General features: G+C 65.3%; 15 protein-coding genes and 1 pseudogene. 9 read left to right on the plus strand and 7 right to left on the minus strand.

The window, feature by feature from the left end; all coding sequences use genetic code 11:
* Nucleotides 1-80: 80 nt before the first annotated feature.
* The 4 genes from Q8Q80_RS06290 to Q8Q80_RS06305 form a co-directional block, all read right to left on the minus strand.
* The gene (locus tag Q8Q80_RS06290; RefSeq protein ID WP_305632102.1) at nt 81-1,049 is read right to left on the minus strand and encodes a GNAT family N-acetyltransferase; all 969 of its coding nucleotides are present in this window, start codon (nt 1,047-1,049) and stop codon (nt 81-83) included.
* Nucleotides 1,050-1,180: 131 nt separating this feature from the next.
* Complete coding sequence (locus tag Q8Q80_RS06295) at nt 1,181-1,933, minus strand: alpha/beta fold hydrolase (RefSeq protein WP_305632103.1); 753 nt, start codon at nt 1,931-1,933, stop codon at nt 1,181-1,183.
* A 132-nt stretch (nt 1,934-2,065) separates the two neighbouring features.
* Nucleotides 2,066-3,679: a PEP/pyruvate-binding domain-containing protein gene (locus Q8Q80_RS06300; RefSeq protein ID WP_305632104.1), complete on the minus strand. Its 1,614-nt coding sequence runs from the start codon at nt 3,677-3,679 to the stop codon at nt 2,066-2,068.
* Nucleotides 3,676-5,616, minus strand: a complete 1,941-nt coding sequence (locus Q8Q80_RS06305; protein WP_305632105.1) for a hypothetical protein — start codon at nt 5,614-5,616, stop codon at nt 3,676-3,678. The genes Q8Q80_RS06300 and Q8Q80_RS06305 overlap by 4 nt, the downstream gene beginning before the upstream one ends.
* Nucleotides 5,617-5,952: 336 nt before the next feature.
* Here Q8Q80_RS06305 and Q8Q80_RS06310 point away from each other — a divergent pair, with 336 nt between their 5' ends.
* Both Q8Q80_RS06310 and Q8Q80_RS06315 read left to right on the plus strand, forming a co-directional pair.
* Nucleotides 5,953-6,348 (plus strand): MbcA/ParS/Xre antitoxin family protein, encoded by a 396-nt coding sequence (locus Q8Q80_RS06310; RefSeq protein ID WP_257081542.1) that lies wholly within the window; start codon nt 5,953-5,955, stop codon nt 6,346-6,348.
* The gene (locus Q8Q80_RS06315) at nt 6,345-7,082 is read left to right on the plus strand and encodes an RES family NAD+ phosphorylase (protein WP_305632106.1); all 738 of its coding nucleotides are present in this window, start codon (nt 6,345-6,347) and stop codon (nt 7,080-7,082) included. The genes Q8Q80_RS06310 and Q8Q80_RS06315 overlap by 4 nt, the downstream gene beginning before the upstream one ends.
* 2 nt (nt 7,083-7,084) lie before the next feature.
* On the opposite strand, the gene Q8Q80_RS06320 is transcribed toward Q8Q80_RS06315, so the two are convergent.
* Nucleotides 7,085-7,516, minus strand: coding sequence for a helix-turn-helix domain-containing protein (locus Q8Q80_RS06320; protein WP_305632107.1), 432 nt, complete (start codon nt 7,514-7,516; stop codon nt 7,085-7,087).
* Between the two features lie 76 nt (nt 7,517-7,592).
* Here Q8Q80_RS06320 and Q8Q80_RS06325 point away from each other — a divergent pair, with 76 nt between their 5' ends.
* From Q8Q80_RS06325 to Q8Q80_RS06350, 6 genes are all read left to right on the plus strand, one after another.
* Nucleotides 7,593-8,453, plus strand: a complete 861-nt coding sequence (locus Q8Q80_RS06325) for a class I SAM-dependent methyltransferase (protein ID WP_305632108.1) — start codon at nt 7,593-7,595, stop codon at nt 8,451-8,453.
* A 130-nt stretch (nt 8,454-8,583) separates the two neighbouring features.
* A complete protein-coding gene (locus tag Q8Q80_RS06330; protein WP_305632109.1) occupies nt 8,584-9,480 on the plus strand; it encodes a 2Fe-2S iron-sulfur cluster-binding protein in 897 nt (298 codons plus the stop codon).
* A 324-nt stretch (nt 9,481-9,804) separates the two neighbouring features.
* Nucleotides 9,805-10,002 carry a hypothetical protein gene (locus tag Q8Q80_RS06335; RefSeq protein WP_305614519.1) on the plus strand — a complete coding sequence of 66 codons (198 nt, stop codon included), beginning with the start codon at nt 9,805-9,807 and terminating at the stop codon, nt 10,000-10,002.
* A 140-nt stretch (nt 10,003-10,142) separates the two neighbouring features.
* Nucleotides 10,143-10,391: a hypothetical protein gene (locus tag Q8Q80_RS06340; RefSeq protein WP_305632114.1), complete on the plus strand. Its 249-nt coding sequence runs from the start codon at nt 10,143-10,145 to the stop codon at nt 10,389-10,391.
* A complete protein-coding gene (locus tag Q8Q80_RS06345) occupies nt 10,376-10,519 on the plus strand; it encodes a hypothetical protein (protein ID WP_305632110.1) in 144 nt (47 codons plus the stop codon). The genes Q8Q80_RS06340 and Q8Q80_RS06345 overlap by 16 nt, the downstream gene beginning before the upstream one ends.
* A gap of 222 nt (nt 10,520-10,741) precedes the next feature.
* Nucleotides 10,742-11,704, plus strand: a complete 963-nt coding sequence (locus Q8Q80_RS06350) for a diguanylate cyclase domain-containing protein (RefSeq protein ID WP_305632111.1) — start codon at nt 10,742-10,744, stop codon at nt 11,702-11,704.
* Nucleotides 11,705-12,110: 406 nt separating this feature from the next.
* Here the strand turns inward: Q8Q80_RS06350 and Q8Q80_RS06355 are convergent, their stop codons facing one another.
* Together Q8Q80_RS06355 and Q8Q80_RS06360 are read right to left on the minus strand one after the other, a co-directional pair.
* On the minus strand, nt 12,111-12,377 hold the full coding sequence (locus Q8Q80_RS06355; RefSeq protein WP_305614517.1) for a hypothetical protein: 267 nt from the start codon (nt 12,375-12,377) through the stop codon (nt 12,111-12,113).
* Nucleotides 12,370-12,657, minus strand: a complete 288-nt coding sequence (locus tag Q8Q80_RS06360) for a BrnT family toxin (protein WP_305632112.1) — start codon at nt 12,655-12,657, stop codon at nt 12,370-12,372. Before Q8Q80_RS06360 ends, Q8Q80_RS06355 begins: the two co-directional genes overlap by 8 nt.
* 109 nt (nt 12,658-12,766) lie before the next feature.
* On the opposite strand from Q8Q80_RS06360, the pseudogene Q8Q80_RS06365 reads away from it, so the two are divergent.
* A pseudogene (locus tag Q8Q80_RS06365) lies at nt 12,767-12,898 on the plus strand (IS91 family transposase); the annotation flags it as partial.

Consider the following 12,898-nt stretch of genomic DNA (forward strand, 5'->3'; position numbering starts at 1 on the left):
GCGTCGCATGCCGATGCGCCACCCGCACGCGCGCCCCGATTCCCGGGTGAGGGTCTTCGTCGCTTCGATCGAACGTCGATTCAGTCGTGCATGCCGGCCAGCAGCATTTCGCGCCCGCCCAGTCCGGCCTTGTAGCGCCTGAGCAGCGGCGAATGCCGGGCATCGTGTCCGCCCAGATCCAGGTGCGCGATGCCGCGTTCGCGCAGCTGATCGAGGGCTGACCACAGCAGCGCAGTGTTCGCGTTCAGACGACGACCGGCATCGCTGTTCCAGGCGATCTGGTAGGTGGCGGTCATGCCGTGGCACAACAGCGCAATCATCGAACACGGCGCCTCACTGCCGGCTTCGCGTGCTTCGCCGATCAGCAGCTGGCCGGCCTTGGCGTAGTCGATCAGCAGCCGCTGCAGTTCGGCGACCGTCGGACCGCGATAGCCCGCTGCCTCGCGCTGCACCAGATGCAGGCGCAGCAGGTCAGCCACGCGCGACCGCGCGGGCAGCCAGCGCACGACGAGCCGACCGTCAGCGATCGCGTCTTCGGCCTTGTCCAGCGCATGGCGCCAGCGCGGCAGTAGCCGATGTCGACAGGCCGCCGGCTCATCCGCAGCCACGATGAAGGTGGCGTAGCCGGCCGCCGGCGTGTCGGCCAACGCCCGGCAGCCCGCGGCGCGCAGCAGCGCCATGCTGTGCGCGCCGGCAGGCAGTTCGGGAATGATGCGGCGGCGCCGTCCGATGCGGCGCGGCCAGGTGCGCGAGAACGCGCGGAAGAAGTCTCCGGCGTGCGTGGTGCCATCGGTGTGCGGAAGCCAAAGCGGCCCGCGGTCGAGCACGACGGCGCCGAGCAGGCCCGACAGCGCATGCCGTTCCAGTACCTGCACCACACCCAGCTCGTGGTTGCCGTCACGAATCAGACCCCAGCGCGGCCGCAGTCCCTGGACCCGCGCCATGGCGCGTCCGTACAGATCGTCCTGAAGCAGACTGGAAACGGGTATGCATTCGAAACGCCGGCGAAATCCGTCGTCATCGAGGTCGAAGTCAATCTGCATTGCCATGAAAAGGAAAGCTCACCCGGGAAAGCGCTCACTGTACCCACGGGCCCGGCCGGCGGCCACCTTGCGGCAGCTCGACAATTACCGAGGGGGGCGACCCCGGTAAGGTCACGCGCGGCGAAATCAGATGCCCGTCATGCGCCCGGACAGGTCGGGCGATGAGCGCGCAGGGTGCGATCAAACACTTCGCCGTCGGTTTTTTCGATGAACCGGACGATGTGCTGCGCCGCCTGCCCGGCCTGATGGAACAGGGCCATGTGGCTGCCGGGCAGCGTTGCGATTTCGGCATCCGGTCGAAGCGCGACGATGTCGTCCAGGTTGTGCGCCGGCACCACGGTGTCGGCGGTGGCAGCCAGGCACAGCAGCGGCATGCGCAGCGCGCCGAGGTGGGCGCGGGCGTCTTCGTGCATGACGGTGCGGATGCGTGCCGCCAGTTCGCGCGACGACACGTGGCGCCAGGTTTGCGCCTTGGCGATGCGGAACGGATCGGACGGCCGGCGTCCGAACCAGACCGGCAGCCGGCGTGCCGTGCGCAGCGCACCGATCACCGGGGCGCTGGCGAACGGCGCCCATTTCGCGCGCTGCGGCTGCGGCATGCGGACAAAGGTGGTGGACAACACCACACCGCACACCCGCGCCGCATCGGTCGCGGCCAGCCGCAATGCCAGCGGCCCGCCGAACGAGCTGCCGAGCAGCCAGTAGGCGTCGAGATCGGCGGTCTGCGCCAGCGCGTGGCGCAGCAGGGTGTTGTAGTCCTGAGCGCCTTCGCGGGGGTAATCGATGACGCGCGGCGTGATCCACGCGGGCAGCGCGTCGATCAGCGGGCGCAGAAAGGATGCGCTGCCATCGAGTCCGGGCAGCAGTACGAAAGTGACGTGGGTGCGCATCGCGAAAGCGTGGCGCGCTCATGCGTCACCCCGGTAACGACAGGGTTACACGGACGTGTCGGCGCGCCGGCCGCATCGATCCGGCAGAACGTTGCGCCAGCCATGTCCACCGGAAAAATGCGGTCCTGCCGATCAGCGTTTGTTCTTGCCGTGCGCCTTCGCCGGCTTTCCGCGCAGCGCCTGCAGTCGCGCCATCAGCGGGCGGTCCGGCACGCGCTCGCTGCGCACCGTGCCGGCGTGGATGCCGCCGGAGTTGCCGTCGAGCGTGATGGCGTCGCCTTCGTCGAAACGCTGCTCGCCGATGTGCAGCCGGCGTTTGTCGAGGTCGATGCGCAGCGCGTCGCAGCCGACCAGACACACCTTGCCGAGCTGGCGCGCCACCACCGCGGCGTGCGAGGTGCGGGCCCCGTTGCGCGTGAGCAGACCTGCCGCGTGTTCGAGCGCGCCGATGTCGGCGGTTTCCGCATCGTTGCGTACCAGGATGACGCGCGCACCGTCCTTCACGCGGGCGGCGACGCGCTCGCCGTCGAAGGCGATTTCGCCGCTGGCGATGCCGGCACTCGCAGTCATGCCCCAGGCCAGCGCCTCGGCCGGTTCGGTGTGACCCTTGAACACCAGCCGCATGGTCTGCAGGTCGCCGTCGTCCAGCTCGGCGGTGCGGTGGCGCGCGGTGTCGGCGTCGATCACGCCTTCGTCCAGCAAGTCCAGCGCGATGCGCGCGGCGGCACGCGGCGTGCGCTTGCCGGTGCGCGACTGCAGCAGGTGGAGCACGCCATCCTGCACCGTGAATTCGAAATCCTGCATGTCGCCGAACAGCGATTCCAGTGCACCGGCGGCATGCTGCAGATCGGCCCAGGCGGCTGGCAGTCGCTGTTCCAGCGCCTCGTGTCCGTGCGCGCTGCGCCGACCCGACACCACGTCCTCGCCTTGCGCATTGGACAGGAAATCCACCCACAGCCCCGGTTCGCCGGTGGCCGGGTTGCGCGTGAAGCCGACGCCCGCACCCGAGCCGTGGCCGCAGTTGCCGAATACCATGGCCTGTACGGTCACCGCGGTGCCCATGTCGGCGGCGATGCCGTTGAGCCGGCGATAGGTCGCAGCCTTGTCGGCGCTCCACGATGCGAACACCGCGCGCACCGCCTCCGCCAGCTGATCGCCCGGATCTTGCGGGAAAGGCTTGCCGGCGCCGGCGGCATACAGATCGAGGAAGCGGCGCGTCAGTTCGCGCAGTTCGCCGAAATCGAGGCTGCGCTCGTCGCGCCCCTGTGCCACCCGCTCCAGCTCGCTTTCGAACAGCGCTGCCGGCAGGCCGGCCACCACTTCACCATAGCTCGCCACCAGCCGGCGGTAGGCGTCCCAGACCAGACGCGGGTTGCCGGTCTGGCGCAGAAAGCCGGACAGCGTGCGGTCGGACAAGCCGATGTTGAGCAGCGTTTCCATCATGCCCGGCATGGACACCGCCGCACCCGACCGTACCGACACGATGAGCGGGCTGGCGGCGTGGCCGAGGCGGCGGCCGACCGCCTGTTCGAGCGCCGGCAGGCCGCTGGCGAATGCGTGTTCGATTGCGGTGTCGGGGTGGCCGGTCCAGTGCGTGCCGAGCACGAAGGCCGGCGGCACACGCAGGCCGGCGCCGGCCATGCGCAGCAGATTCCACGCCTTGGATCCCATGGTGGCGGCGCTGGCGTCGGCTTGCTCCGCTTCGCCGCAACCGATCAGAAAGCCGTGTTTCGCGTGCGTTGTCATGCGGCATCTCCGTTGCGCGAGAACACCAGACTGCGCAGCGAATAACCCGCGGCGAGCAGGGCGTCGGACGCCTTTTCCAGCGTTGCCGCGAGATCAGTGGCCAGCGAAAATGCCGCCGGCGAGGCATGCAGCGTGCGCACGATGGCGCGCCGGGCCTGGCGTGCCTGTTCGTCGCAAAGGCGCTCGGCGCGCAGCATGCGCCACAGCGTCTGCAGGAAGCTTTCGCCGTCGCGCGCGTCACCGGCACCGCCGACATGACGCGCGATTTCGATCGCGCGCACCCAGTCCTGGATCGCCGCGGTGGTGGTGTCGCACAACAGGCGCAGCGCGTCGCGCACCTCGACGGGTACACCATCGACCGGCGGCGCTTCCAGCATGGAATGGATGAACAGACACTCTTCCAGCGCGTCGGCCACGTCGTCGGCCTGCGACAGCAGATCCACCACCGCAGCCCAGCGCGCCTGCCGCTCGGCACGCTGGCGCGCTTCGGTGAGCAGGCGGTCGGCGCGCCGCTCCCAGTCCTTCGCGCGCGTGCTCAGCGCGGCAGCATCGCCGGCGCCGTCGAGCGCCTCGCCCAGTGCCTGCGCCAGCGCGTGGCACCAGGCGGCGTGCTCGGCGATCAGATCCAGTTCTATCGTGCGCCGGGCCAGCAAACGCGCGAGCAGCAGGCGCGCTTCGTCGGCCACCTGATTGACCGGCTGGTGCGCCAGCAGCGCCTGGCTGGAGGTGCGCAACAGCGCAGCCAGATAGTCGCGCGCGGCGTCGCGGCCGAGCACGGCGTCCAGCCGGTCGCCGACGCGGAATACATCGGCCCCGGCTGCGCGCATCGCGCCGTATACCAGTTCTTCGCCGCCGGCCAGCAGCCAGGCCATGTGGCCCCACTCCTCGCGTGCCGCCTGCCACAGCAGGTCGCGTGTGCCGGCCTTGTCGACGAAGATCTGCAGCCGGCGCCGGGCACGGTTCCAGTCGATCACGAACACGATGCGCGAGGCGAGCCGCTCCAGCGCGTCGCACAGTGCGCGCGTGCCGCGAGTACGCAGTTCGGCGCGGCCGAGCTGATAGGGCTTGCCGGCGTTCAGGTCACTGCTGACGCGCGGCGCTGACACCGTCCATGCAAAACCGAGGTCGGCCAGCATGCGGCAGAAGAAGTCGAAGCGCCCGGCGTGCAGGTCGGAATAGGTCAGTGCGATGCGACCGGGTTCGACCTCGATCACCAGCACGTGCACGTCATTGGTGCCGATGTCGTTCTGGATCAGCAGCCGGCTGTGGTCGCGCGTCACCGCGGTGTCCAGGCCCGGGTGCGAAAACTTCAGCGGCGCGGTGCGCGCAATGCCGCGCATGAAGGCCTGGATCAGCGGCCTGTCGTCCGGCTTGATCTGCCAGGCGTGCGCGCCATCGATGTTCTCGGTCGCAATCTGCGCCGACAGCGTGTTGAGCCGGCGGTGCAGGTCCATCACCAGGAGGTGCAGGCTGTCGCCGCCGCGACGGTCACCGTGGGTGAGCGCGCGCAGGCCGTCGCCGTCCAGACCTTCGCGCTCGGCCAGCGTACCGAGCCGGGCCAGCCAGTCGTCGCGCCGTTGTTGCAGCTCGGCGTCGCCCGGCGTGCCGCCATCGCACACCGGGCGCGCCATCAGCGTGAGATCGGTCTGCAGCAGTTCGGCCAGCAGGGCAATCTTCGGCAGCACCAGCGTGTGGTCGTCGAAGTAGGCGGTACTGACCAGTTCGCGCAGCCAGGTGGCGTCATGCAGGCCGGCCTGGCGCATGTCCGGCGCCCAGTCGGCGACCGGTGCTTCGCGGTCGGCGGCGTGCGCCGCTGCCGCCTGCAGCATGGTCAGGCTGAGCTTGAGCCGGTCATTGGCGGCCAGCGCCGCCTTGATGCGGGCCGGCATCAGCAATGATTGCTGGCCGAGGGCTTCGACGGCGGATTCCTTGCGCATGCGGCAGTTCGTGCGGGTTCAAACATCCAGTCTTGGCCGCGCACATGGCGGATTGATGACAGCGCGGCGTCGGCGTGCGCGCAGCTTGATTCAAATCAAGCGGTCGTGGCCGGCGCGGCGATGGCGAATTGCGGGGTGCGCATGGATTGCTGCCGGTCCGGACCGGACCGGGGACGGGATCGTCACGGCCGGACACGATCCGTCTGTGCCTCTGCAGTATCCGCGTACTCCTTGAGCGCACGTGCGGACCATTGATTTATCGAAACACTTATTGTTTGATTAACAACGAACGGGTGCTATCCTGACATTTCCATCCCGATCCGACAGGAGCCGCCCATGGGCGCCGTTGCAGACAAGGGTGTCAGCGCTTCCGAAGACCGCGGCGCGCTGGCCCGCATGGTCATGACCTTGCTTGATCACTGGAAGCTATCCACCGAAGACCAGGCCGCGCTGCTCGGGATTGCCGCCAGCAACCGCGCCGCGCTGGCGCGCTACCGGCGCGGCGAGCCGATCGGCACCAGCCGCGATCAGTACGAGCGGGTCGGTCATCTGCTGGGCATCCACAAGAATCTTCGACTGCTGTTTCCGCAGAACCGCGACCTCGTCTATCGCTGGATCAGCACCCGCAACCGCGCCTTTGACAATCTGAGTCCGGTCGAGGTGATCCGGGAATGGGGCTTCGCCGGTCTGCTGATGGTGCGTGCCTATCTCGACCGGGCACGCGGCCAGTGAATCTGGGGGACCTGTTCGCCCGCCTCGCGCTGGCCGAGGTGCAGCGCGACGTGTTCCGCAACATCGTGTCGCTGCGCACCTCGCAGGATCTGTTCGACGACCTCACCGACGACCCGGCCGAATGGGCGCTGGCGCAGAAGGTCGAAGGCGACGCCAAGCCGCCGCCCTACCGCTCGCCCACGCCGGTGCTGCACCGTCCGTTCGAAGACGCCGAGTGGTTCAACGCCATCGCCTGGCCGTTCCAGAACTGGCAGGCCAGCCGCTATTCAGACGGGCGCCACGGCGTGTGGTACGGCTCGGAGTCGGTCGACACGACCGTCTATGAATCCGCCTGGCACTGGCGCCAGGGACTGCTCGCCGACGCCGGCTTCGAGCGCGAATCGGTGGTGGCCGAGCGCAAGGTGTATGTCGTGGGCTGTGCCGCCGCACTGCTCGATTTCCGGCCGCTCACCGGCGACTGGCCGGCGCTGCTGCATCCGGCCGATTACAGCTTTCCGCAGTCGGTCGGCGCGCGCATCCACCGCGAAGGTCATCCGGGCTTGCTGGTGCAGTCGGTGCGCCGGCCCGAGGGCGAGAACTTCGCCGTGTTCAATCCGGCCGTGCTGTCCGCTCCGCGCCACCATCTGCAACTGAGCTACCGGCTTGACGGCGACTGCATCGTCGTCGAAAAGACGCCGGGCCTGGCGTGGTTCGGCATTGAAGCGCAAGACTTCGGGCGGTGCGCTGCCGGTTGAGTTCAGATCTTGCTGCGCGGCGACGCGATGTGCCTTTCCAGCGATTTCGATTCGGCGGCGCGCAGGATGCGGCGGAAGGTCGGGCATTCCATGTGGCTCGGCGCCGGGCAGGCGGCAGCGTGCCTGAGACCGTCGCGCAGTGCGCCCAGCCTGCGTATCGTGCGGTCCAGTTCGTCCGCGCGTTCAGCCAGCAGGCTGCGGTCGATGTCCAGCGTGCCGCCCGGTGCAAACATGCGGCCGATCTCGGCCAGCGAGAAACCCGCAGCGCGGCCAAGTGAAATGAACGCCAGTCTTTCCAGCACGCTGTCGCCAAACACGCGGCGCAGGCCGCGCCGGCCGATCGAACGTATCAGCCCCTTTTCCTCGTAGAACCGCAGGGTCGCGGCCGTGACGCCGGCACGTTGCGCCACTTCGGCGATATCCAGATCACTCATGGGGCTTGACCTCAAGTCGACTTGAGTTTGCATAGTGCGCACACCGCACTTCGCGGGCAAGTCACGGGAGACGATGATGGACGCTTCAATGCATGCTGCAACGACGCGCGACGATGCGCAAACTGCCTTGTGGAACGGGCCGGCCGGGCAGGCCTGGGTGCAGGCGCAACCGATGCTCGACGCCATGTTCGCGCCGTTTTCCGACCTGCTGGTCGGTCATGCGCGGTCGATGTCGGCACGCAGCGTGATCGACGTCGGCTGCGGCACCGGCGCGACCACACTGGCGCTGGCCGACGTGCTGGGCGAGGGGGCGCGTTGCCTTGGCGTCGACGTGTCCGCGCCGATGATCGTTGCGGCCCGTGAGCGCGCGGCGGCCAGCGGCTCGGCGGCGCGCTTCGTCTGCAGCGATGCCGCGCATCATGCCTTCGTGCCGGCCGGCGCCGACCTCGTCGTGTCGCGCTTCGGCATCATGTTCTTTGACGATCCGGTCGCCGCCTTCGCTCATCTGCACAACGCGGTACGGGCCGGCGGTGCGCTCAGTGCCATCGCCTGGCGCGGCACCGCCGAGAATCTCTTCATGACCGCCGCCGAGCGTGCGGCAGCCCCGCTGCTGCCCGCACTGAAGGCACGTCGCCCGGGGGCGTCGGGCCAGTTCGCCTTCGCCGATCGCACTTATATATGCGAAGTGCTGGAGCGCAGCGGGTGGCAGGACGTCGACATTTCGCCTCTGGACATCGAATGCACGCTGCCGTTGGCCGATCTCGAAGCCTATTTCACCCTGCTTGGTCCGGTCGGACTTGCGCTGCGTCAGACCGATGCGGCCACCCGCGCAAAGGTGATCGAAACGCTGCACGAAGCCTTCCAGCCCTGGGTGCAAGGCGCGTCCGTGCATTTCACGGCGGCTTGCTGGCGGATCGATGCGGGGCGTCTCCCCTAGTCGACGGCGACCACGATCCTGCGCCCACCGCACCTGAATGCCGTCCGCTTGATCCTCGTCAACGTCGCGGCCCGTTGGCGGCATGCTTCCTGCGGTTCGAGGGTTCCACCCCTCAAACAGGAGTACTCACGTGGCAAACGTTACATTCACCTCGCCGGCCATGCCGCGCGACATCACCGTCTATGCCGTCGCGGGCGACCGCGGCACGCTGCTCGGCCTCGCCAAGGCGCACAAGATTCCCATTCCGTTCGACTGTCAGGACGGCGACTGCGCGTCCTGCATCGTCGAAGTCAGCCACGTCGACAGGCGCGTGCGCTATGGCGTTGCGCTGACCGAGAAGGAAAAGGAAGTGCTGCGCCAGATGGGCAAGATCAGCAAGGAAGAAATCATGGACGCCGAAGTCAACGACATGCCGCCGCAGCATCGGCTGGCCTGCCAGTGCTTCGTCCGCAACGAAGACATCATTGTGTCGTTTGAAGGAGATACGACGATTCCCGGCAAGGGCCCGGCGCTGTCGATCGCCGCCGCGATCTACAAGGGCGGCGTGCAGATCCGCTCGCTGGACGAGTTCCTGAGCTATTCGGTGAAGGTCGAAGAAGATGCGGCTGTGCACTACGACCAGCTCGCCGAATCGATGGCCGCCTGCGGCAACGCCGACGTCGCTTTGCTGTTCACCCAGCTGGCCAAGTACTCGCGCATGCACCTCGAAGAAGCCAAGGCGAAGTGCGCCCGCTACGACGTGACCGTGCAACTGCCCGCCAGCTCGTCCTGGCCGGACAACTCGTCACCGGAAATGACCGCGCTGTGGGCCGGCGACCCCGCACTGACGCGTCTGGACGGGCTGAAGGCCGCGCTGCAGGGCGAACGTCGCGGCTTCGAGTTCTACTACGCCGTCGCGAGCACCACCGAAGACCCGGACATCCGCAAGGTCGCCAAGGAATTCGTGCGCGAAGAAACCGAGCACGTCGAAACGCTCAAGCTGTGGATCGAAAAGGAAGAAGCCGCGATGCGCGCCAAGGTCAGATAAGCAGCGTCGTCATGCCGCGCACCCGAAACGGGGCGCTCCGGCACGCCGGGGCGCCCCGTTTTTCATGGGGCAGGGGCGTTTCGTGCCGCCGCCCGCCCGTCACTCGCAACCGCGCCCTTGTGCGCCACCCGACAGACAGTCGGTCTGCCCGCGCGCAGCATGCACGCAGCGCTTCATCGACGCGATGAACTGCTCGCCAGGCAGTGAGCTCACGATGCCGTGGCATGCGGGTCGGGCGCTTTTCGTTATGCGACAGCCTGCAGTGCCGCCGGATGGCACGCGTGGCCGGTGAGGAAGCCCATCAACCAGCGAAGGAAACAGGCGATGACAGACCCACGCGATATTGCGCACGACAAGAAGGTGCGCCAGGAAAAGAAGAAACACGGCGAAGACATCGCCCCCGACGCCGACAAAACACCGCAGCCGGGGAAAAAGACGCACAAGGTGCATCACAACTCGGACACGCCGAAGGAGCCGGACGAGGCGGCACCGGTGCCGACGGGGGAAAAGTCGCTGGAATAGCACGTCCCACAAATCAACGCACACGCTCAGGCGCGGATTGGCCGCAGCGAAGCGGAAGCAAACACGGCGGCTGTAGCACGCGTTAAGACACCCAGCCGCTGTTGCCGGGCGCAAGTTTCGAGGCAGACTTCCACCTCCAGATGTCCACCTCGAATCGTCTTTTTACTTTTAACTACAACCTGCTGTTTCGCTGGGGTATCGGCGTGGCAATGGACGATGTGGTGTGCGATTGCTCGGTGTTCAGCATCAACCGCGACCGGCCGCTCGACGACGATATTGCGCGCCCGGTTTTCCGCCGCGTGCTGCCTCTGGGGCCAGTGGCAGGGCTTCGTGTCCGATCAGACTTGAGCGTCGACGGCACGATGATCGAAGCATGGGCCAGCTTCTGAAGCGTCGTAAGATGATCAAAGAGGCCTGCGGCTGGATCAAGACTTTGGGCGGTCTGCGCACGATGCGGCACAAGGCGCTGGAGAAGTTGTCGGTCATGCGCTGTTCGCATTCGCGGCCTACAAACTGACCGGACTGCTGAATCTGATGCGGCAGGTGGCCGCGTGAGCACAGGTAAGTCCGCACTTGGCGAGCTGCGGAACGCGAGGGTGAAAGAGCCCTGAATGCAGAGCCAATGCGTACTTCCGGTGCCGGAAGAAATGAGCGGAAGGCCATGATCCGGAAGAATTTCGAGGGTTTCTCACCAGCTTGTTAGGCTGCTCACTTAATGTCTTGTAAGACTTTATAGATCATGAAACTGCCATCTTGCTTGCATACAGATGTATTCCAGACACTGGAAGAACAGATCGCCGTGATTGATCAAATGGGCAACATTATTGAGGTCAACAGGGCCTGGCAAAACTTCGGCATCGAAAATGCGCTGCCGTCTGATTACAAGTGCGTGGGCCACAACTATCTCGAAACCCTCTCCAGTTCGGTTGCCGCAGGCGATAGTCTTGCCAGCGATGCGTTGCAAGGCATTGCGAGTGTCCTGGCCAAGGAGCGCAAGTTTTTCTACTTTGAATATCCTTGTCACAGCCCGAACGAGAAACGCTGGTTCATAATGCGCATCACCCCGTTGCATAGCGAAAATCGCACGAACTCGTTTGTCATTTCCCATCAAAATATCACGCAGCGAAAATTGGCGGAAAATCGAGTCGAAGAGCTGGCCATGCAGGATTCACTGACCGGACTGGCCAATAGACGAGCCTTTCAGTTGTTCCTGAACAAGGAAATGCGAAGCAGTATTCGTAATCGAATGCCAATGAGCTTGGCTCTTATCGATGTCGATTACTTCAAGAACTACAATGATAAATTGGGGCACGCTGCCGGCGACCAGTGTCTGACCATGGTTGGCCAGGCTCTGCTTGCCCATGCGCGCAGGCCAAGCGATCTTGCCGCGCGTATCGGTGGCGACGAGTTTGCATTGATTCTGGGTAATACCGACTTGAATATCTTGCGGAAGATCATGAAATCGGTTTTGAAGGGAATCGATGAACTCAAGATGGTCTTCGGTGACTCAAAGAAGGTAACCGTTAGCATCGGCTACCTGTCGGTTATTCCTCAAGAACAGCAGAGCGAGGATTTTTTGTTTCATGAAGCCGACAAAGCGTTGTACCGCGCAAAGTCCGCCGGACGAAATCAGGCCGTACATGCACAGCTTGGTACAAACGATTGGGCTCAACCCAACGCTCCACGTAACGCAGCACAATGAAGCCGCACGGAGCACCTCGATCAAAACGTTGAGGCGGTAGAAAAAAGACGCTTCATAGTTCGTTAACAGGCTGTGGGAAAGCCCGCCCCTTTCGGCTGGATCAAGGCGATGGGCGGTCTGCGCAAGGCGCAGTTGTTTCGGAGTCAGTGGCTGTGCGTCGGGATCGCTCCTGGCTGCAGCAGTGATTGCTTTGTCTTCCTCGACCGTAGGCATGACAACGGCAGGGCCGCGCATCAGCGCGCGGCGGCGACCAGTTCTTGAATAGCTGAAGTCACCAGATTTGGCTCGGTGAATTGAGGAAAGTGACCGCTCTTTGAAGCCTGGAGCTGAACGCCGAGCGGGGACAGGTCGGCAAGTGACCTTTGGTGTTTCGCACGAAGCGCCAGCATCTCGCTGTTAAGGGCGGCTACTTTTCCGCAAGCTTGCCCGCAGCGTACTTGTGCAGGACGCTGGCGATCAGGGTCTGGTACGGCATGCCTTCGGCAAGTGCCTTGGCCTGGATGTCGAGGAGGTCTGCCGACGACAGGCGGATGTTGACCCGCTTGTCTTTGATTGCAGTGGCCCTCGCTGCGGCACGCATGCGCTGCAGTTCGGACTTGCTCGCAATCGGCTTCAGCTTTCCCGACTCGTAAGCCTCAAGCACTTCAAGTTCGTATGGATCAAGCTTAGACATCGTCAGACTCCTTCGCGATGAAGTCTCGCGTAGCCTTCCGGCTGGGAATGATGGTCTTGAGAAAGAAGTGGTCTTCCTCTTCAACGAACGGAACCAGAAAAGCGTAGCCCGCAACTTCGACAACCATGATCCTCTGTCCGGGGTACTTCGCTGGGTTCTGGTGCAGCACGATCTCCAGCAAACCGCCTGCCTCCACTGCGACAGTGATCTCCTCGAAGGACACCCCGCGTTCTTGCTTAAGCAGGTCATTCTTGGTAGGTGACCATCGGAACGGTTTCATCGGTCGCAATGGTAGCAGACCGTGTGCCTTCTGTCTTCAGAAGAGCGGCGAGCCGCTGCTTAGGCGAAGCGGCGGGTGCCGAGGTCATGCCCGGCGAAGCCTGGACGCCCGCAGCCGGCGCTGGCGCACCAAGCGCGGCTACCTCTTCAACCACCGGGCGCTGGCCCGGGTGTTTCGCGGCACGCTGCTCGCAGCCCTCAAGCAGGAAGGGCTCAAGCTCCCCGGCGCGCTGCCGGACACC

The sequence above is a fragment of the Methyloversatilis sp. genome (genome assembly GCF_030698125.1).
GTDB lineage: Bacteria > Pseudomonadota > Gammaproteobacteria > Burkholderiales > Rhodocyclaceae > Methyloversatilis.